This is a genomic window from Variovorax saccharolyticus, from assembly GCF_030316765.1.
GTDB lineage: Bacteria > Pseudomonadota > Gammaproteobacteria > Burkholderiales > Burkholderiaceae_C > Variovorax > Variovorax saccharolyticus.
Genome location: NZ_JASZYT010000001.1, coordinates 1,125,014 through 1,142,779, shown reverse-complemented (window position 1 = coordinate 1,142,779; position 17,766 = coordinate 1,125,014). Strand labels below are relative to the sequence as shown.

21 protein-coding genes and 1 pseudogene are annotated in these 17,766 nt (G+C 67.1%); 8 read left to right on the top strand and 14 right to left on the bottom strand.

From position 1 onward, the window contains the following. Positions 1-12 precede the first annotated feature (12 nt). The gene (locus tag QTI45_RS05665) at positions 13-1,182 is read left to right on the top strand and encodes a M20 aminoacylase family protein (RefSeq protein ID WP_286653750.1); all 1,170 of its coding nucleotides are present in this window, start codon (positions 13-15) and stop codon (positions 1,180-1,182) included. A 7-nt stretch (positions 1,183-1,189) separates the two neighbouring features. Then, positions 1,190-2,584, top strand: coding sequence for an L-serine ammonia-lyase (locus tag QTI45_RS05660; RefSeq protein ID WP_286653749.1), 1,395 nt, complete (start codon positions 1,190-1,192; stop codon positions 2,582-2,584). A 28-nt stretch (positions 2,585-2,612) separates the two neighbouring features. On the opposite strand, the gene QTI45_RS35520 is transcribed toward QTI45_RS05660, so the two are convergent. From QTI45_RS35520 to QTI45_RS05640, 4 genes and pseudogenes are all read right to left on the bottom strand, one after another. Next, positions 2,613-2,753 carry a hypothetical protein gene (locus tag QTI45_RS35520; protein ID WP_286653748.1) on the bottom strand — a complete coding sequence of 47 codons (141 nt, stop codon included), beginning with the start codon at positions 2,751-2,753 and terminating at the stop codon, positions 2,613-2,615. Between the two features lie 221 nt (positions 2,754-2,974). Further along, positions 2,975-3,106: pseudogene (locus QTI45_RS35515) on the bottom strand (nucleotidyl transferase AbiEii/AbiGii toxin family protein); the annotation flags it as partial. Positions 3,107-3,196: 90 nt separating this feature from the next. After that, entirely contained in the window at positions 3,197-3,721 is a 525-nt protein-coding gene (locus tag QTI45_RS05645) for a 2'-5' RNA ligase family protein (RefSeq protein ID WP_286653746.1), read from the bottom strand. 36 nt (positions 3,722-3,757) lie between these two features. Next, a complete protein-coding gene (locus QTI45_RS05640) occupies positions 3,758-4,645 on the bottom strand; it encodes a LysR family transcriptional regulator (protein WP_286653745.1) in 888 nt (295 codons plus the stop codon). Positions 4,646-4,734: 89 nt separating this feature from the next. Here QTI45_RS05640 and QTI45_RS05635 point away from each other — a divergent pair, with 89 nt between their 5' ends. Continuing rightward, the gene (locus QTI45_RS05635) at positions 4,735-5,931 is read left to right on the top strand and encodes an MFS transporter (RefSeq protein WP_286653744.1); all 1,197 of its coding nucleotides are present in this window, start codon (positions 4,735-4,737) and stop codon (positions 5,929-5,931) included. A gap of 31 nt (positions 5,932-5,962) precedes the next feature. Here QTI45_RS05635 and guaA read toward each other — a convergent pair whose 3' ends face one another. The 4 genes from guaA to guaB all read right to left on the bottom strand — a co-directional run bounded on the left by guaA (position 5,963) and on the right by guaB (position 9,811). After that, positions 5,963-7,576: a glutamine-hydrolyzing GMP synthase gene (guaA, locus tag QTI45_RS05630; protein WP_286653743.1), complete on the bottom strand. Its 1,614-nt coding sequence runs from the start codon at positions 7,574-7,576 to the stop codon at positions 5,963-5,965. Between the two features lie 9 nt (positions 7,577-7,585). Next, positions 7,586-8,020, bottom strand: coding sequence for a type II toxin-antitoxin system VapC family toxin (locus QTI45_RS05625; RefSeq protein WP_286367788.1), 435 nt, complete (start codon positions 8,018-8,020; stop codon positions 7,586-7,588). Further along, a complete protein-coding gene (locus tag QTI45_RS05620; RefSeq protein ID WP_286653742.1) occupies positions 8,017-8,265 on the bottom strand; it encodes a type II toxin-antitoxin system Phd/YefM family antitoxin in 249 nt (82 codons plus the stop codon). The genes QTI45_RS05625 and QTI45_RS05620 overlap by 4 nt, the downstream gene beginning before the upstream one ends. A 76-nt stretch (positions 8,266-8,341) precedes the next feature. Next, positions 8,342-9,811, bottom strand: coding sequence for an IMP dehydrogenase (guaB, locus tag QTI45_RS05615; protein ID WP_286367786.1), 1,470 nt, complete (start codon positions 9,809-9,811; stop codon positions 8,342-8,344). Between the two features lie 171 nt (positions 9,812-9,982). On the opposite strand from guaB, the gene QTI45_RS05610 reads away from it, so the two are divergent. After that, positions 9,983-10,516, top strand: a complete 534-nt coding sequence (locus tag QTI45_RS05610; RefSeq protein WP_286367785.1) for a DUF4124 domain-containing protein — start codon at positions 9,983-9,985, stop codon at positions 10,514-10,516. 13 nt (positions 10,517-10,529) lie between these two features. Here QTI45_RS05610 and QTI45_RS05605 read toward each other — a convergent pair whose 3' ends face one another. Both QTI45_RS05605 and QTI45_RS05600 read right to left on the bottom strand, forming a co-directional pair. Beyond that, entirely contained in the window at positions 10,530-10,862 is a 333-nt protein-coding gene (locus QTI45_RS05605) for an RnfH family protein (RefSeq protein WP_286653741.1), read from the bottom strand. Continuing rightward, positions 10,862-11,308 (bottom strand): type II toxin-antitoxin system RatA family toxin, encoded by a 447-nt coding sequence (locus QTI45_RS05600; protein ID WP_286367783.1) that lies wholly within the window; start codon positions 11,306-11,308, stop codon positions 10,862-10,864. Before QTI45_RS05600 ends, QTI45_RS05605 begins: the two co-directional genes overlap by 1 nt. Before the next feature lie 62 nt (positions 11,309-11,370). Between QTI45_RS05600 and smpB the strand changes: the two genes are divergently transcribed. The 4 genes from smpB (at position 11,371) to QTI45_RS05580 (ending at position 13,612) form a co-directional block, all read left to right on the top strand. Continuing rightward, positions 11,371-11,850, top strand: coding sequence for an SsrA-binding protein SmpB (gene smpB, locus QTI45_RS05595; RefSeq protein WP_286367782.1), 480 nt, complete (start codon positions 11,371-11,373; stop codon positions 11,848-11,850). 69 nt (positions 11,851-11,919) lie between these two features. Beyond that, a complete protein-coding gene (locus tag QTI45_RS05590; RefSeq protein ID WP_286367781.1) occupies positions 11,920-12,429 on the top strand; it encodes a sigma-70 family RNA polymerase sigma factor in 510 nt (169 codons plus the stop codon). Between the two features lie 13 nt (positions 12,430-12,442). Continuing rightward, on the top strand, positions 12,443-13,180 hold the full coding sequence (locus tag QTI45_RS05585) for an anti-sigma factor family protein (protein WP_286653740.1): 738 nt from the start codon (positions 12,443-12,445) through the stop codon (positions 13,178-13,180). A gap of 48 nt (positions 13,181-13,228) precedes the next feature. Continuing rightward, positions 13,229-13,612, top strand: coding sequence for a COG4315 family predicted lipoprotein (locus tag QTI45_RS05580; RefSeq protein WP_286367779.1), 384 nt, complete (start codon positions 13,229-13,231; stop codon positions 13,610-13,612). A 69-nt stretch (positions 13,613-13,681) separates the two neighbouring features. On the opposite strand, the gene QTI45_RS05575 is transcribed toward QTI45_RS05580, so the two are convergent. From QTI45_RS05575 to rbfA, 4 genes are read right to left on the bottom strand one after another with little or no spacing between them, the layout of a single operon-like run. Next, on the bottom strand, positions 13,682-14,596 hold the full coding sequence (locus tag QTI45_RS05575) for a DMT family transporter (RefSeq protein ID WP_286653739.1): 915 nt from the start codon (positions 14,594-14,596) through the stop codon (positions 13,682-13,684). Between the two features lie 11 nt (positions 14,597-14,607). After that, positions 14,608-16,431: a translational GTPase TypA gene (typA, locus tag QTI45_RS05570; protein ID WP_286367777.1), complete on the bottom strand. Its 1,824-nt coding sequence runs from the start codon at positions 16,429-16,431 to the stop codon at positions 14,608-14,610. Continuing rightward, the gene (gene truB / locus QTI45_RS05565) at positions 16,428-17,375 is read right to left on the bottom strand and encodes a tRNA pseudouridine(55) synthase TruB (RefSeq protein ID WP_286653738.1); all 948 of its coding nucleotides are present in this window, start codon (positions 17,373-17,375) and stop codon (positions 16,428-16,430) included. The genes typA and truB overlap by 4 nt, the downstream gene beginning before the upstream one ends. A gap of 2 nt (positions 17,376-17,377) precedes the next feature. Next, positions 17,378-17,749 carry a 30S ribosome-binding factor RbfA gene (gene rbfA / locus QTI45_RS05560; RefSeq protein WP_093107543.1) on the bottom strand — a complete coding sequence of 124 codons (372 nt, stop codon included), beginning with the start codon at positions 17,747-17,749 and terminating at the stop codon, positions 17,378-17,380. Between the last annotated feature and the right edge of the window lie 17 nt (positions 17,750-17,766).

The following is a 17,766-nucleotide window of genomic DNA, read 5'->3' as shown; positions in this document are numbered from 1 at the left end:
ACCCAACGCCCCATGTACCGCGAACCCGAGATCGCCGAAGACACCCGCCAGCGCATGCTGGCCTGGCGCCACGACATCCACGCCAACCCCGAGACCGCCTTCGAGGAGCACCGCACCGCCAACGTGGTCGCCAACGCCCTGATGCTGATGGGCATCCCGGTGCATCGCGGCCTGGCCGGCACCGGCGTGGTCGGCACGCTCAAGAATGGCGAGGGCCCGAGCATCGCGCTGCGCGCCGACCTCGATGCGCTCAACATGACCGAACTCGGGGAGCGCGCCCACAAGTCCACCTGCGCCGGCAAGATGCACGGCTGCGGCCACGACGGCCACACCGCGATGCTGCTCGGCGCGGCCGACCACCTGGCGCGGCACAAGCCGTTCCAGGGCACGGTCCACTTCGTCTTCCAGCCGGCCGAGGAGAACGAGGGCGGCGGCCGCAAGATGGTCGATGAAGGGCTGTTCGAGCAGTTCCCCGCCGACGCGGTCTACGGCATGCACAACTTCCCGGGCATGCCGCGCGGCCAGTTCGGCATCCGCACCGGCACCATGACCGCCTACCTCGACACCTTCGAGATCGTGATCACCGGCAAGGGGTGCCACGGCGCGATGCCCGAGACCGGCATCGACCCGGTGATGATCTCGGCGCAACTGGTCAACGCGCTGCAGACCATCGTCAGCCGGCGCATCGGCGCCACCGAATCGGCGGTGGTCAGCGTGACCCAGATCCACGGCGGCGACACCTGGAACGTGGTGCCCGAGACGGTGGTGCTGCGCGGCACCGCGCGCGCCCTCGATGCCGCCATCCAGGACAAGGTCGAGGCGGCGATGAACCAGATCTGCGCCGGCATGGCGCAGACCCATGGCGCCACGGTGGCGCTCAAGTACATGCGCGGCTACCCGGGCGTGGTCAACACCGCCACCGAGACGGCGGCCGCAGTCGCCGCGGCCGCCAGCCTGGTCGGCGAGGCGCAGGTGCACACCGACATCCCGCCCGCGATGGGCTCGGAGGACTTCGCCTTCATGCTGCAGAAGCGGCCCGGCGCCTACATCGGCATCGGCGCCGGCGAGGGCCCGAACGACCCGCCGGTGCACAACCCGTACTACGACTTCAACGACCGCATCCTGCCGCTCGGCGCCGCCTACTGGGTGGCGCTTGTCAAGCAGCAGCTGGCGGCCGCATAGTCGGGCGATGCTCTCCGTCTTCGACATCTTCAAGGTCGGCATCGGCCCGTCGAGTTCCCACACCGTCGGTCCGATGCGGGCGGCGCTGATGTTCGCGAACGCGCTCGACCGCGATGGATTGCTGGCGCGCACGTCGCGCCTGCGGGCCTTGCTATATGGCTCGCTCGGCGCGACCGGGCACGGTCACGCGACCGACCTGGGCGTCATGCTGGGGCTGCTGGGCGAGGCGCCCGACACGGTCGATCCGGCGCAGGTGCGGCCGCACATCGACACCGTGCGCCGCAGCGGCGAACTGTCGCTGCTGGGCCGCCACCCGATCGGCTTCGCCCAGGCCCGCGACATCGAGTTCGTCGGCCACGAGTCGCTGGCCGAGCATCCCAACGGCATGCGGATGATGGCGCTCGACGCCGCCGGCGCCGTGCTGGCCGACCGCTGCTACTTCTCGGTGGGCGGTGGCTTCGTCGTCGAAGGCGGCCGCGACGCGGCAGTGGCTGAAGTCGCCGCGGGCCCGACCTGGCCGCATCCGTTTCGCACCGGCGACGAACTGATCTCGCAGGCCACCCAAAAGGGGCTCAGCGTGGCCCGGCTGGTGCGCGACAACGAGGAAGCCTGGCGCGCTCCGGACGCGGTGCGCGCGGGCGTGCTCCACATCTGGCAGGTGATGCGGCAATGCGTGCAACGCGGCTTCGGCATCGACAACGCCAGCGCCGCCGAACGCCTGCCGGGCAATCTCAACATCCGCCGCCGGGCGCCGCAGCTGTTCCGCGAACTGCTGGCGCGCGACGCCGGAGCCGCCGGCGCCGACCCGCTGGCCGCGATGGACTGGGTCAATGCGTTCGCGATGGCGGTCAACGAAGAGAACGCGGCCGGCGGGCGCGTGGTCACGGCGCCGACCAACGGCGCGGCAGGCGTGATCCCGGCCGTGCTGCACTACTACGAGAAATTCTGCCCCGGCGCCTCGGACGATGGCGTGGTGGACTTCCTGCTCACCGCGGCGGCGATCGGCATGCTCTACAAGGCCAACGCGTCGATCTCGGGCGCCGAGGTCGGCTGCCAGGGCGAGGTGGGCGTGGCCTGCTCGATGGCCGCCGGAGCGCTGGCGGCCGTGCTCGGCGGCACGCCGGCGCAGGTCGAGAACGCGGCCGAGATCGGCATGGAGCACAACCTGGGCCTGACCTGCGATCCGGTCGGCGGGCTGGTGCAGATCCCTTGCATCGAGCGCAATGCGATGGGTGCGGTCAAGGCCATCAACGCCGCTCGGCTGGCACTGCGCGGCGACGGCAGCCACTATGTCTCGCTCGACGCCGTCATCCGGACCATGATGCAGACCGGCGAGGACATGAAGTCGACCTACAAGGAGACTTCGCTAGGCGGGCTGGCTGTGAATGTTGTGGAGTGCTGAGGCACGCAGCCATCGTCGGAGATCACGATCATCCGAGCCCGCTCAGCCGAGCGGCCAGCAGGTCTGCCTGCTCGGCAAACTTCTTCGGGTTGGTCTTCTGCAACTGCGCCAGGTTCTGCTGTTTCCACCGTACGCCCGGCAGGTGTTCGAGATCGGCGACGTCCAGCAACGCCCATTCGGGTGCGCCGGCCACCAGCGACAGTTGGGTTCGAAGGCGTGCCGGATGTCGCACAGCGGCGGAAACAAGACCTCGTTCACCGGCCGGTTGCTGCTGGCCAGGTAGGCCACGAAGGCGCGCCGGATGGCAGGCGTGATGCCTTCGTGCGCGAACAACTGCATGATCTCCAGGTCGGCCATCAGGGTCTCGCGCGGTCACCGGCGCATGCGTCTGAGATCCACCGACAAGCGCGGCATGTCGCGCACGAAGAGATTGATCGCGGTTCCACCCTTCAGCGCGAACGTGTCGTCCACGAACACCTGCGGCGCTTGGTTGCTCCATGCGATTTCATTCACACCTTTCAAAACTTGGCGAGATTGAAATAGAGATTTTTATCGTAGCCTGGCTACGATAAAAATAACTTTCTCAAATCACACAGCACGGCCCTTTGGTTTTCAGTTCAAGGGCCATCGCCCGAGCGCCACGTACCGCCCCTCGCCGACGAGACTCTGGAGCAGGACGAACTCACGGGCGTTCCAGGCCACCGGCTCCACCGACTGCTCGGGCACGGCTCGCACGTCGCGAAGCAGCGTGAGGTGCGGCGTGAAGCTTCCATCGTCGACATCCACCCCATGGAGGGACAACGCAACACCCAAGGTGGATCGGAAATCCTGCAGCGGCTGCAGTGCTTCCCGGTTGAGCAGGACGAGCGGGCGCTTCTTCGCGCCGGACTTGAAGCTCATGGCCATGTCGAAGCGGACTTCGAATGCCGGGCTGTCCAGGGTCGCGGCGGCACGCAGCGCGCGAGCCACGGTTTCTTCCTTCAGCGCGCCCAGGTGATGAAGCGTGACATGCAGCCGCTCCACGGCGGTCGCCGGGGTCCTCAGGCCATGGTCGAAGCGCAGGCGTGCAGCAATTTCCATGGCCCGGCCAGCAGCAAGCGCATCGGGCCGAAGTGCGAAGAAGAGGCTCGACGACATGAAGCATTCCCTGGCGGTAGGCCCGCATCCAAGTCATCAAAGGGGGAACAGCTTTTCGGCCATGAAGTCCACGAACCCGCGCAGCCGTGGTGACAAGTGGCGACTCGACGGCCACAGGATGCGGAAGGTCGTGCAGTCCTCGTTGAAGTCGTCGAGGACCGTCTCGAGAGAGCCGGCCTCGAGCTGGCGCCTGATGGCGATATCCGGGATGCACGCCACACCCAGCCCTTGTTCCACGAAGGAGACGAGCGGGTCGAGCGTGTTGGTCACCATGCCGAGGGCCAGCTCGGGCGCCCGTCCGCGTGTGCCTTCGCCAAGTGGCCAGCCATCCAGCTTTCCCGTGCTGGGATAGCGATAGAGAAAGCAGGCATGCCGCTCGAGATCCTCCGGCTTGGAGGGGCGTCCCGTTCGTTCGAAGTAGTCCGGCGACCCGACGATCACGCGCCGATACGAACCGATGACCCGAGCCATCAGCCTGGAGTCGGCCGGCACGCCCGTGCGGATCACGGCATCGAATCCCTCTTCGATCACATCGACCAGCCGGTCGCTGCAATCGATATCGAGCTCGACATCGGGATAAAGACGCTTGAATGCCGCCAGCGTGGGCAGGAAGAGCATGCCAACCGACGGCATGCTGACCCGAAGCCTTCCCCGAGGCGAACTCTGCGCCTCGGAAAGCTCGAGTTCTGCGGCCTCGATCTCGGCAAGTATTCGCCTGCACCGCGCGAGAAACGAGTTGCCCTCCGGCGTTAGGCTCACGGTGCGCGTCGACCGATGAAAAAGCCGCACCCCCAGCCGCTCCTCCAATCGCACGATGGCCTTGCTCACCGCCGATGAGGAAATCCCGAGTTGCTGGCCGGCGATCGTGAAACTGCGGGCCTCGGATGCCCGGACAAAGACGCTCAATGCACCCAATCTGTCCACTGCCACACCTCCATTGCTGACATGGCCGTCATCTGTGTTGTTCGCGCCAGCCCATATCAATGACCGGCGAATGCGGGAACCATACACACATGATTCACCCTGCCAGCAACCGGCGCACAAGCGCCCTTCCGATCGTCGCGCTCCTCGCACTCGCCATGACCGGATTCCTCGCGCTCCTCACTGAAACGATTCCCGCAGGCATGCTGTCACAGATCAGCCAGGGCATGAACGTCTCGGAGGCGCTTGCCGGCCAGTTCGTCACTCTCTATGCCATCGGCTCGCTGGTGGCGGCGATCCCATTGATCGTTCTCACGCACGGCTGGAAGCGCCGCCCACTGCTGCTTGCGGCATTGAGCGGCCTGCTCGTCTTCAATACCGTCACCGCAGTCACCTCCGACTACACGATCGCATTGATCGCCCGCTGCCTGGCCGGCATGGCGGGCGGCCTCATCTGGGGGATGCTCGTGGGCTATGCGCGGCGGATGGTTGCGCCGGAACTCAAGGGACGCGCGTTGGCATTGGTCAGCATAGGCGCACCACTTGCGCTGTCATTGGGCGTTCCGGCCGGGACTTTCCTGGGAAGTCTGCTGGGGTGGCGCAGCACCTTCGGATTGATCTCTCTGCTGACCCTCGGCGTCATGATCCTGGTCCTGTTCCGTGTCCCCAACTATCCCGGGCAAGAACAGGAGAAGCGCCTCCCCATCCGGGCGGTTTTTGCAACTCCCGGGGTTCGCCCGGTCCTCGCCGTGCTGGTCCTCTGGATACTTGCCCACAGCATCCTCTATACCTACATCGTCCCTTTCCTTGCACCTGCCGGCCTCTCCGACCGGGCCGATCTGGTACTGCTCGTCTTTGGCGTTTCGTCTCTGGCCGGCATCTGGATCACCGGCTTGCTGATCGACCGGAACCTGCGGCTCCTGGTGCTGACGAGCCTGGGATTCTTCGCCCTCGCATCGCTTGCGCTCGGCATCGGCGGCAAGGAGATCGCGATCGTCTACCTCGCTGTGATCGTGTGGGGCGTGACCTTCGGCGGATCGGCCGCACAGTTGCAGACCGCCACCGCCGATGCGGCCGGATCCGGAGCCGATGTCGCGCAGTCCATCCTCGTGACGGTATGGAACATTGCCATTGCAGCCGGCGCCATCATCGGCGGGGTTCTGCTGGAGACCGTCGGGGTGGCCTCCTTCGCATGGGTCCTGTTCGCGTTGCTCGTTGCCGCGGTCCTGATCACATGGGCTTCACGGGAACATGGGTTCCCCGGCATCACCCGGAAGGTTCTGACCTGACGCTACAAGTGCCGCAAAGGTCGTTCGGCCTTCACTCCCACTCGATCGTCGCCGGCGGCTTGCTGCTCACGTCGTAGGTCACGCGGTTGATCCCGCGCACCTCGTTGATGATCCGCCCCGACACCTTCTTCAGCAGCGCATAGGGCAGCTCGGCCCAGTCGGCGGTCATGAAGTCGCTGGTCTGCACCGCCCGCAGTGCCACCACGTAGTCGTAGGTGCGGCCGTCGCCCATCACGCCGACGCTCTTCACCGGCAGAAACACCGTGAACGCCTGGCTCGTGAGGTCGTACCAGCTCTTGCCGCTGGCAGGGTCGGTGAAGTTGTGCAGTTCCTCGATGAAGATCGCGTCGGCGCGGCGCAGCAGGTCGGCGTATTCCTTCTTGACCTCGCCGAGGATGCGCACGCCCAGGCCCGGGCCCGGGAACGGATGGCGGTACACCATGCCGTGCGGCAGGCCCAGCGCCACGCCGAGCTCGCGCACCTCGTCCTTGAACAGGTCGCGCAGCGGTTCGAGCAGCTTCAGGCCCAGCTGCTCGGGCAGCCCGCCGACGTTGTGGTGGCTCTTGATCGTGACCGCCTTCTTGCTCTTGGCGCCGCCCGACTCGATCACGTCGGGATAGATCGTGCCTTGCGCCAGCCACTTGGCACCCTTCGCGCCGGCGCTGGTGAGCTTGGCCGCCTCCTGCTTGAACACGGTGACGAACTCGCCGCCGATGATCTTGCGCTTGGCCTCGGGGTCGCTCACGCCGGCCAGCTTGCCCAGGAACAGCTCGCTGGCATCGACGCGGATCACCTTGGCATGCAGCTGGCCGACGAACATGTCCATCACCATGTCGCCTTCGTTCAGTCGCAGCAGGCCGTGATCGACGAAGACGCAGGTCAACTGGTCGCCGATGGCGCGATGGATCAGCGCCGCGGCCACCGACGAATCGACGCCGCCCGAAAGGCCGAGGATGACCTCCTCGTCGCCCACCTGCTGGCGGATGGCTTCCACGGCTTCGGCGATGTGGTCGCGCATCACCCAGTCGGGCCGCGCCGCGCAGATGCCGAGCACGAAGCGGTCGAGGATCGCCTGGCCCTGCTGCGTGTGCGTGACCTCGGGATGGAACTGCACCGCATAGAAGTGCCGCGCCTCGTCCGCCATGCCGGCGATCGGGCAGCTCTCGGTCGAGGCCATCAGCTTGAAGCCCGGCGGCAGCTCGGTGACCTTGTCGCCGTGGCTCATCCAGACGTTGAGCATGCCGTGCCCCTCGTCGGTCGTGAAGTCGGCGATGTCGCGCAGCAGCTCGGTGTGGCCGCGCGCCCGCACGGCCGCAAAGCCGAACTCCCGCTTGTGGCCGCCCTCGACCTTGCCGCCCAGCTGGTGCGCCATGGTCTGCATGCCGTAGCAGATGCCGAGCACCGGCACGCCGAGCTCGAACACCGCCTGCGGCGCCTTGTCGGTGGTGTCTTCGTAGACGCTGGCGTGGCTGCCCGAGAGGATCACGCCCTTGAGTTTGCCGTCGCTGGCGAACTCGCGCACCCACTCGTCGGTCACGTCGCAGGGATGGACCTCCGAGAACACATGGGCTTCGCGCACGCGGCGCGCGATGAGCTGGGTGACTTGCGAACCGAAGTCGAGGATGAGGATCTTGTCGTGTTGCATGGAGAAGACTCAGAGCGTTGAAATGTCGAAAAGGCGAACGCCCGCCTGCGGCGCCGCCTGGATGAGTTGCGGGTCGAAGGTGGCAAGCGGAAGGTCCAGCGAGCGGGCCAGCCAGAGATAGCCCGCGTCGTACTGCGAGACGCCGGCGTCGATGGCCACGGCCAGCACCGCCTTGTGCTGGGCCGGCGCCAGCTCGTGCAGTTCGACGCGGTGCCGGATGGCATCGAGCACGCTCCAGAGCCCTTCGACCGCCGAGGTCGGAATGCGCCCGCTGCGCACCCCGTTGGCGAGGATGTTGGTGCACTCCCACTGCCAGGCATTGGGCGCCTGCGGCTCGACCTCGTCGCGGCGGATCGCGGCGTAGAGCTTGCGGGTGTGTTCGCTGGCCTGGTCGGGCAGCAGCCAGGCCGCCGTGACCGAGGCGTCCATCACGAAGGCGGTCATCCGGCACGCCCTTCGGTGCGCAAGGCGCGCACATCGGGACCCGGCCGGATGGTGGCGTGCAGCGCATCGATCTGGCCCAGTTCACGGGCGATCTGCTCGTCGGTGATGACCGGCTTGCGCCGCATCGGCAGCATGCGCACGACTTCCTTGCCGTGGCGCGTGATGCGCACTTCCTCGCCCTTCTCGACCAGGTCGATCAGGGCCGAGAAGTTGTTCTTGGCTTCGGAGATACCGAGGGATTGCATTTGGGCCAGAAGAAAATAATCTGGCCCAAATTCTAGCGCAATCTGGCCTGAATTTCAGTATCAGGCCAGATCAAGGCTATTCAGCGCGGTAGTTCGGCGCTTCCTTCGTGATCTGCACGTCGTGCACATGGCTCTCGCGAATCCCCGCCGTGGTGATCTCGACGAACTCGGCCTTGTTCTTCATGTCGTCGATCGTGGCGCAGCCGCAGTAGCCCATGCTGGCGCGCAGCCCGCCGGACATCTGGTAGACGATCGAGACCATCGAGCCCTTGTAGGGCACGCGGCCTTCGATGCCCTCGGGCACCAGCTTGTCGGCGTTCGGATTGCCGGTGCTCGATTCCTGGAAGTAGCGGTCGGCGCTGCCCTGCTGCATCGCGCCGATCGAGCCCATGCCGCGGTAGCTCTTGTAGCTGCGGCCCTGGAACAGCACGATTTCGCCCGGCGCCTCTTCGGTGCCGGCGAACATGCCGCCCATCATCACAGTGCTGGCACCGGCCGCGATCGCCTTGGCGATGTCGCCCGAATAGCGCACGCCACCGTCGGCGATCAGCGGCACGCCGGTGCCCTGCAGCGCGGTCGCGACGTTGTCGATCGCCATGATCTGCGGCACGCCCACGCCGGCCACGATGCGCGTGGTGCAGATCGAGCCCGGGCCGATGCCGACCTTGACCGCGTCGGCGCCGGCATCGGCCAGCGCGCGGGCGGCGTCGCCGGTGGCGATGTTGCCGCCGATCACGTCGACCTGCGGATAGTTCTGCTTGACCCAGCGCACGCGCTCGATCACGCCGGCGCTGTGGCCGTGCGCGGTGTCGACCACGATGGCGTCGACGCCGGCCTTGACCAGCGCCTCGACGCGCTCCTCGGTGCCCTCGCCCACGCCGACCGCCGCGCCCACGCGCAGGCGGCCGCTGGCGTCGCGCGCCGCGTTCGGAAAGCTGGTCTGCTTGGTGATGTCCTTGACGGTGATCAGGCCCTTGAGCTCCCAGGCCTCGTTGATGACCAGCAGCCGCTCGAGCTTATGCTTGTTGAGCAGTGCCTTGGCATCGGCCAGCGTGGTGCCGTCGGGCACCGTGATGAGCCGGTCGCGCCGGGTCATGATCTCGCTCACCGGGACGTCGTAGCGGCTCTCGAAACGCAGGTCGCGGCCGGTGACGATGCCCACCACCTTGCCGGCGTCGCAGACCGGAAAGCCCGAGATGCCGAGCTGGTCGGACAGCGCCATGACCTGGCGCACGGTGTGGGTCGGGGTGATCACGACCGGGTCGCGCAGCACGCCGGATTCGTAGCGCTTCACCTTGGCCACCTGGGCCGCCTGCTCGGCCGCCGTGAGGTTCTTGTGCACGATGCCGATGCCGCCTTCCTGCGCGATGGCGATCGCGAGGCGGGCTTCGGTCACGGTGTCCATCGCGGCGGAAACCAGCGGCAGATTGAGCGTGATGTTGCGGGAAAGCCGGGTGGCGAGGGAGGTGTCCTTGGGCAGGACCTGGGAGAACGCTGGCACCAGCAACACGTCGTCGAAGGTGAGCGCTTTGCCGAGAAGGCGCATGGGTGAAGCTCCAAAAGATGGATTGTAACGAGGGCCCGGTGTCCCGGCCGGCGCAGGGATGAGCGCTTTCTGCTACCCAATGGCGCCCGGGTGCGACCAAATGCCGCCTGAACGTTGCAAAAACGCCCTCCCGCACGTTGCAAAACGTAAGGCGGCGCTAAACTTCCGCCCATGAAGCTTGTCCAGTTGCTCCTTGTCGGGTCCGTGTTTCTGCTGCCCCTGGGCGCGCATGCCCAATGGCAGTGGCTCGACAAGAACAACAAGAAGGTCTACAGCGACCAGGCGCCGCCGCCGGAGGTGCCCGAAAAGAACATCCTGCGCCGGCCCGGTGCCCCGCCCAAGCGCCTGAATTTCAGCACACCGGCCGCTGCCGATGCGGCCGCCACCGAGACGGCGGCAGCGGCGCCCTCCACCCCTTCGCCGCCTCCCGCGGCGCCCAAGGCCGCCGGCGTCGACAAGGAACTCGAGGAGAAGGCCCGCAAGGCCGAGGAAGCCGAAAAGGCCAAGCAGGCCGCCGAGGCCCAGAAGCTCGCTCAGGCCAAGGCTGAAAACTGCGGCCGGGCGCGCCAGGGCAAGGCGACCATGGACAGCGGCATCCGCGTCGCACGCGTGAATGCCCAGGGCGAGCGCATCATCATGGACGACGAGGCGCGCGCCAGCGAGCAGAAGCGGCTGCAGACCATCATCGACGCCGACTGCAAGTGAGCCTCGGCGGGCCTTAGTACCCGGCCTTGCCGCCCTTGCGGCGGTTCGCGAAGAGGCCGGTGCCGCGCGCGCCCTGCTGGCGGAATCGCTCGCGCCGCGCCACCTTCGGATCCACCGTGAGGGGACGGCAAAGCTCGATGCGATCGAGATCGCTCACGCATCGGGTCCATTCGACCGCCCGCCCCCAGATGCCCGGCGCCATCGCCTGCCAGTCCAGCCCCGGCAGTGCCTGCGCCAGGCCGCTGGCAACCACGGCATCGTGCACCGTGGCACCGTCCGCGACCTCGACTTCCTGTTCGAAGACCTTGCGCGGTGCCGGCGAGCAGGCGACCGTGACCCTGGGCATCACGTGGCGCCGTAGACCTGCTCGGCGCGCTTGACGAAGGCCTCCACCAGGTTGGAGGCGATCTTGTCGAACACCGGGCCGACCAGTGCCTGGAGCGCGAAGTTGCTGAAGCCGTAGCTCAGGTTGAGTTCGACCCTGCAGGCCCGCTCTCCGTCCTCGCCGACCGGCGTGAAGGTCCAGACCCCATCGAGGTTCGAGAACGGTCCGTCGACCAGCTTCAGGTGCACCTCGCGGCCCGGCACGTGCGTGTTGCGGGTGGTGAAGCTCTGGTGGAAACCGCTGAACGCGAGACCGACTTCGGCCGTCATGCCGAGCGCGCTTTCCTCGATGACTTTCGAGCGATCGCACCACGGCAGGAACTCGGGATACTTGGCCACATCGGTGACGAGCGCGTACATCTCGTCGGCGCTGTACCAGATAAGAACGGACTTGTGGACTGTTTTCATAGAATCGGCACCGCGTGCGCGACGGATTGTATTGAAGCCATGCAGCCCTCACCTGAAACACCATGGCCACGAAAAAGAAGCAAGACCCCTCCTCCCGCATCGCCGACAACAAGAAGGCCGCGTACAACTATTTCTTCGAAGAGCGTTTCGAGGCCGGCATGGTGCTCGAAGGCTGGGAGGTGAAGTCGCTGCGCGAAGGCAAGGTGCAGCTGACCGACGGCTACGTCGTGATCCGCGACGGCGAGCTGTACGTGATCGGCTGCCAGATCAATCCGCTGCGTTCGGCCTCCACCCACGTCACGCCCGATTCGGTCCGCACCAAGAAGCTGCTGCTGCACAAGGAGCAGATCCGCCGCCTGATCGGCAAGGTTGAACAGAAGGGCTACACGCTGGTGCCGCTCAACCTCCACTGGAAGGCCGGCAAGGTCAAGTGCGAGATCGCGCTGGCCAAGGGCAAGGCCGAGCACGACAAGCGCGACACCATCAAGGACCGCGAAGGCAAGCGCGAGGTCGAGCGCGCCATGAAGAGCCGCAGCCGTTGAGGCGGAATATTTCGAGGCCGATGGAATAAACGGCCGGTCGGCGGCGTTCGTGCATCAGGTACTTCGCCCATGGACCCACGCGCCCTCGTCCCCCACATCCCGAGCCTGCGGCGCTACGCGCGCGCGCTGACCGGCGACGCCTGGGCCGCCGACGACCTGGTGCAGGACACGCTGGAGCGCGCCTGCCGCAAGTGGCGGCTCTGGAGCCTGGGCACCGACCTGCGCGCCTGGCTCTTCACGGTCATGCACAACCAGTTCGCCAGCCAGATGCGGCGGGCCCCGGCGCGTGCGGTCGTCGTCGACATCGATGATGCGGTTCACGAGCTGCGCGCGCCCGATTCGCAGCGCGACCAGGCGATCGACCTCCAGCGCTGCCTGCTGCTGCTGCCCGAAGACCAGCGCGCCGTGCTGCTGCTGGTCGCGCTCGAGGACCTCTCCTACGCCCAGGTCGCGAAGGTGCTCGGCATTCCTGCCGGCACCGTGATGTCGCGCCTTTCGCGCGCCCGCGCCCGCCTGCAGGCCCTGATGGACGAGGCGCCGCCGGTCGCCGGCCGCGCCGCACTGCGCCGCCTCAAATAGACGGCAGCCCGCCATGAACACCCCGCCCCCACCCCCCGACGAAGACCTGCAGGCCTGGCAGGCCCAGCGCGACGCCCTGCGCCAACTGCATCGCGAAGTGCTCGACGAACCGGTTCCGCCCCTGCTGCTGGAGGCCGCGGGCCTGGCGGGCAGGCAGCGCGCGGCCGACATCCGCTGGCTGCGCTGGGGCGGCATGGCGGCCGCGGTCGCGATCGCCTTCGGCGCCGGCTGGCTGGGCAACGCGCAATGGCTGCGGGCCGCCGGCGACGCGGCACGCCTGTCGCGCTCCGCGCCCGCCACGCAGGAGTTCGTGCGTGCGGCGGCGGTGGCGCACGCGGTCTACGCGCCCGAGAAGCGCCATCCGGTGGAGGTCGCCGCCGCCGAGCAGCAGCACCTGGTGCAGTGGCTCTCCAGGCGGCTCGACAGGCCGTTGAAAGTGCCCGATCTGTCGGCCCAGGGCTACACGCTGGTCGGTGGCCGCCTGCTTCCGGGAAGCCAGGGGCCGCGGGCACAGTTCATGTTCGAACGGACGGGTGGCGAACGGGTCACGCTCTACATCGGCAGCCTGGCCGGCACCGCCGAACCCGGCACAGACGAGACTGCCTTGCGCTTCGCCACCGACAGCCCGGTGCCGAGCTTCTACTGGGTCGACCGCGGCTTCGGCTACGCTCTGGCCGGCGCGCTGCCGCGCGATGCGCTGCTGGGCCTGGCCACCGCCGTGTACCGTCAACTCGAAGGTGCCGGCGGCTAGACTGCCCGGGGCCGCATTCCGAATTTTTTAACCGAAGGAGAAAAACTCATGAAACTGCTCAGCGCCTCGATTCTTGCCGCCGCCCTGCTCGCCGGCTGCGGCAGCATGTCCGGCAAGGCGCCGGACACGCCGACCCGCACCGCCGACGGCGTGCTGATCGGCCCGACCGGCATGACGCTCTACACCTTCGACCGCGACGTCGTCGGCAGCGGCAAGTCGGCCTGCAACGGCCCCTGCATCACCGCCTGGCCCGCACTCAAGGTGGCCGACACGGCCAAGCCGATGGGCGCCTACACGATCATCACGCGCGACGACGGCACCAAGCAGTGGGCCTACAAGGGCGCTCCGCTCTACTACTGGTCGAAGGACACCAAGGCCGGCGACAAGACCGGCGACGGCGTCAACGGCGTCTGGAAGCTGGCTCGCCCCTGAGCGCCCCGCGCCTGAGAAGCGCGTCCGCAACGAAAAAGGCCGGCATCATGTGCCGGCCTTTTTTCTTGCTCAATGCACCGTGGGAAGCGCCTCTCGGGAGGCTTCGCGACGGTCGCGCAAGCCCAGCAGTTCATTGAAGACCAGCGCGCCGATGACCAGCGCGCCGCCCGTCAGAACGGCCGGCTCGGGCTCCTCGCCGGCCCCGATCCAGGCCAGCGCGATGCCGAAGATCACCTCGAGCAGGGCCAGCAGTGCCACCTCCGGCGCCTTGAGCACGCGGGCGCACAGCACCGACAGGACGCAGGGAATGGCCAGCTGGAACAAGCCGAGAAAGGCCAGCAGGCCGAGGTCGTGCGCATTGGCCTGGAAGGGCCAGGCCAGCGGCAGGGTGACCAGCGAGGAAATCACCGCGCCGATCAGCACCGCGGGCACCAGGTCGATGTCGTGGCCCTTGGCGTGCGCATGCTGCACCACGGTCCAGTTGCAGGCGCCGGCCAGCGGCACGCACAGCGCCACCAGGGTGCCCAGCAACTGGCCCTCGCCGAGCTGGGTGCCGTACATCCAGCCGATGCCCAGGCCGGCCACCACGATCGCCGCCCAGGTGCGCGCCGGCAGCCGGTGGCCGATGAATATCCGGGCGCCGAGTGCGGTCAGCAGCGGACCCAGGGCCATCGTCACCAGCACGTTGGCGACGCTGGTCAGCGTCAGCGCGACCATGAAGGCCGTGAACATCACGCTCCAGCAGACGCCCGAGATCCACAGCTCGCGGCCGCCCTGCCGGATCTTGGCGAACACCGTGCGGCCCTGCCACAGCGGCAGGATCACGGCCAGCGACAGCAAGGTGAAGAAGCTGCGCCAGAAGGTCACCTCGAAGCTGCGCGCATGCTCCAGGTGCCGGGTGACGACGCCGGCCGTGGCCCACATCAGGGTCACGACCACCATCAGCCAGACGGCCTTCCCATGAGTCAAACCAGGCCTGCCCATGGCCTTCGGACTTATTCGCGCGAAGCGCGCTTGCGCTCGTGTTCCTTCAGGTAGCGCTTGCGCAGGCGCACGCTCTTGGGCGTGATCTCGACCAGTTCGTCGTCTTCGATGAACTCGACGCCGTATTCGAGCGTGAGCTCGATCGGCGGCGTGATCTTGATCGCGTCTTCCTTGCCGGAGACGCGGAAGTTGGTCAGCTGCTTGGTGCGCGTGGCGTTCACCACCAGGTCGTTGTCGCGGCTGTGGATGCCGACGATCATGCCCTCGTAGACCGGGTCGTTGGCGCGCACGAACATGCGGCCGCGGTCGTCCAGCTTGCCCAGCGCGTAGGTGAAGATCTCGCCGTCGTCCATCGAGATCAGCACGCCGTTCTTGCGGCTGCCGATCTCGCCCTTGAAGGGTTCGTACTTGTCGAAGATGTTCGAGATCAGGCCGGAGCCGCGCGTCAGGTTCAGGAACTCGTTGGTGAAGCCGATCAGGCCCCGCGCCGGAATCCGGTACTCGAGGCGCACGCGGCCGCGGCCGTCCGGTTCCATGTTGACCAGTTCGCCCTTGCGCTCGCCCAGCGCCTGCATCACGCCGCCCTGGTGCTGGTCCTCGATGTCGGCCGTGACGAGCTCGATCGGCTCGTGCTTCTCGCCGTTGATCTCGCGGAACACCACGCGCGGCTTGGACACGGCCATTTCGAAGCCTTCGCGGCGCATGTTCTCCAGCAGGATGGTCAGGTGCAGTTCACCGCGGCCCATCACTTCGAAGATGCCTTCCTCGTCGGTCTCGCTCACGCGCAACGCCACGTTGTGCTGCAGTTCCTTCTGCAGGCGGTCCCAGATCTGGCGGCTGGTGACGTACTTGCCTTCGCGGCCGGCCAGCGGGCTGGTGTTGACGCAGAAGTTCATGGTCAGGGTCGGCTCGTCGACCTTGAGCATCGGCAGCGGTGCCGGATTCGACGGGTCGGTCACGGTGACGCCGATGCCGATGTCGGAGATGCCGTTGATCAGCACGATCTCGCCCGGGCCGGCCTCGGTGGCTTGCACGCGCTCCAGGCCCTGGAAGGTCAGCACCTGGTTGACGCGGCCCTTGACGGTCTTGCCGTCCGGACCTTCCATCACCACCACGTCCATCATGGGCTTGATGGTGCCCTGGCTGATGCGGCCGACGCCGATGCGGCCGACGAAGGTCGAGAAGTCGAGTGCCGAGATCTGCAGCTGCAGCGGCGCCTTCGGGTCGCCCTTCTGGGCCGGCACGTGCTTCAGGATGGTGTTGAACAAGGCCGACATGTCGGGACCCCACTGCTCGCCCTGGCCGCCCTCTTCCAGCGACGACCAGCCGTTGATGCCCGAGGCATAGACCACCGGGAAGTCGAGTTGCTCGTCGGTTGCGCCGAGCTTGTCGAACAGGTCGAAGGCCGCATTCACCACGTAGTCGGGACGCGCACCGGGCTTGTCGACCTTGTTCACCACCAGGATCGGCTTCAGGCCCAGGGCCAGCGCCTTCTTGGTCACGAAGCGGGTCTGGGGCATCGGGCCCTCTTGCGCGTCGATCAGCAGCACCACGCCGTCGACCATGCTGAGCGCACGTTCGACCTCGCCGCCGAAGTCCGCGTGGCCGGGGGTGTCGACGATGTTGATGTGCGTGCCTTCCCAGGTCACGGCGCAGTTCTTGGCCAGGATCGTGATGCCGCGCTCTTTTTCGATCGCGTTGTTGTCCATCACGGTGTCGACCACCTTCTCGTGCTCTGCGAAGGTGCCGGACTGGCGCAGCAGCTGGTCGACCATGGTGGTCTTGCCATGGTCCACGTGGGCGATGATGGCGATGTTGCGAATCTGTTGGGTCATGGTGTCGCTTCGGTCAAAAGTAATGTCTGCTGGATTTCGATGGGGCTCAGCAGCCGCCCCGGGATGAGTTCGCCGGCCTTGACGTGGGCGGTGCCCAGGAAGGCCTCAGGCTCGTTGCCGAACACCGCCACCGCGGGCGCGTCGGCCCAGCTGCCGCGCCGGCGCAAGCCCGACAGGAAGCGCCCGGCATCTTCGGCGCCGAGCGTGACGTGCGTGTGATCGGCCACCAGCGCCTCGGTCGGCAGCAGGCAGGCCAGGCGCTCGTCCTCGGACATGGCTTCGAGGGCCTCGAGCGTGATGCATTGCGAGGCATCGAAGCCGCCGGTGGCGGTGCGGCGCAGCGAAGTGAGGTGGGCGCCGCAGCCGAGGGCCTCGCCGATGTCCTCGCCGAGGGTCCGGATGTAGGTGCCCTTGCTGACGGACGCCTCGATGCGGATGTCGATGTCCGAGAGCGCCGCCAGCGCAAGCTTGTAGATCACGACGTCGCGCGGCGCGCGTTCGACCTCGATCCCCTCGCGGGCGTATTCGTACAAGGCCTTGCCGTCCTTCTTGAGCGCGCTGTGCATCGGCGGCACCTGGCGGATCGGCCCGGTGAACTGCGACTGCACGCGCGCCAGGTCGTCGGCGCCGACGGCCACCGGACGCTCGGCGATCACCTCGCCCTCGGCATCGCCGGTGGCGGTCTTCACGCCCAGGCGCGCGCGCGCCTCATAAGTCTTGTCGGCGTCGAGGTGGAGCTGGCTGAACTTGGTCGCCGAGCCGAAGCACAGCGGCAGCACGCCGGTCGCGAGCGGATCGAGCGTGCCCGTGTGGCCGGCTTTTTCGGCGCGCAGCAACCACTTGGCCTTCTGCAAGGCCTGGTTGCTGGAGAGACCCAGCGGTTTGTCGAGCAGCAACACCCCATGCACAGGGCGCCGCTGCACCCGTGTGCGTGGCGCGTTCATCTTCAGTCGTCTTTCGAGCGAGAAGCGACGGCCTGCGCGATCAGCGCATTCATGTCGGCCGCACGCTCGGTGGTGCGGTCGAACTGGAAATGCAAGGTCGGCACGGTGTGGATATGCAGGCGCTTGAACAGGCCGTTGCGCAGGAAGCCCGCGGCCTGGTTCAGCGCTTCGGTGGTCTCGACCGGGTCGCCCACGAGCAGGCTGAAGAAGACCTTCGCATGCGCGTAGTCGGGCGTGACCTCGACCGCCTGGATCGTGACCATGCCCACCCGCGGGTCCTTGAGTTCGCGCGCGATCAGTTCCGTCAGATCGCGCTGGATCTGATCGGCGACCTTGAAGGCGCGGTTCGGGGCTGCGGCTTTACGTTTGGGCATGGCCAGCTTCGCTTCGG

Bases quoted from the DNA above. Each gene is read 5' to 3' on its own strand.
- QTI45_RS05665 (WP_286653750.1), top strand. From the start codon at position 13: ATGTACCGCGAACCCGAGATCGCCGAAGACACCCGCCAGCGCATGCTG.
- QTI45_RS05660 (WP_286653749.1), top strand. From the start codon at position 1,190: ATGCTCTCCGTCTTCGACATCTTCAAGGTCGGCATCGGCCCGTCGAGT.
- QTI45_RS05645 (WP_286653746.1), bottom strand. From the start codon at position 3,721: ATGTCGTCGAGCCTCTTCTTCGCACTTCGGCCCGATGCGCTTGCTGCT.
- QTI45_RS05635 (WP_286653744.1), top strand. From the start codon at position 4,735: ATGATTCACCCTGCCAGCAACCGGCGCACAAGCGCCCTTCCGATCGTC.
- guaA (WP_286653743.1), bottom strand. From the start codon at position 7,576: ATGCAACACGACAAGATCCTCATCCTCGACTTCGGTTCGCAAGTCACC.
- QTI45_RS05625 (WP_286367788.1), bottom strand. From the start codon at position 8,020: ATGACCGCCTTCGTGATGGACGCCTCGGTCACGGCGGCCTGGCTGCTG.
- QTI45_RS05620 (WP_286653742.1), bottom strand. From the start codon at position 8,265: ATGCAATCCCTCGGTATCTCCGAAGCCAAGAACAACTTCTCGGCCCTG.
- guaB (WP_286367786.1), bottom strand. From the start codon at position 9,811: ATGCGCCTTCTCGGCAAAGCGCTCACCTTCGACGACGTGTTGCTGGTG.
- QTI45_RS05610 (WP_286367785.1), top strand. From the start codon at position 9,983: ATGAAGCTTGTCCAGTTGCTCCTTGTCGGGTCCGTGTTTCTGCTGCCC.
- QTI45_RS05605 (WP_286653741.1), bottom strand. From the start codon at position 10,862: ATGCCCAGGGTCACGGTCGCCTGCTCGCCGGCACCGCGCAAGGTCTTC.
- QTI45_RS05600 (WP_286367783.1), bottom strand. From the start codon at position 11,308: ATGAAAACAGTCCACAAGTCCGTTCTTATCTGGTACAGCGCCGACGAG.
- smpB (WP_286367782.1), top strand. From the start codon at position 11,371: ATGGCCACGAAAAAGAAGCAAGACCCCTCCTCCCGCATCGCCGACAAC.
- QTI45_RS05590 (WP_286367781.1), top strand. From the start codon at position 11,920: ATGGACCCACGCGCCCTCGTCCCCCACATCCCGAGCCTGCGGCGCTAC.
- QTI45_RS05585 (WP_286653740.1), top strand. From the start codon at position 12,443: ATGAACACCCCGCCCCCACCCCCCGACGAAGACCTGCAGGCCTGGCAG.
- QTI45_RS05580 (WP_286367779.1), top strand. From the start codon at position 13,229: ATGAAACTGCTCAGCGCCTCGATTCTTGCCGCCGCCCTGCTCGCCGGC.
- QTI45_RS05575 (WP_286653739.1), bottom strand. From the start codon at position 14,596: ATGGGCAGGCCTGGTTTGACTCATGGGAAGGCCGTCTGGCTGATGGTG.
- typA (WP_286367777.1), bottom strand. From the start codon at position 16,431: ATGACCCAACAGATTCGCAACATCGCCATCATCGCCCACGTGGACCAT.
- truB (WP_286653738.1), bottom strand. From the start codon at position 17,375: ATGAACGCGCCACGCACACGGGTGCAGCGGCGCCCTGTGCATGGGGTG.
- rbfA (WP_093107543.1), bottom strand. From the start codon at position 17,749: ATGCCCAAACGTAAAGCCGCAGCCCCGAACCGCGCCTTCAAGGTCGCC.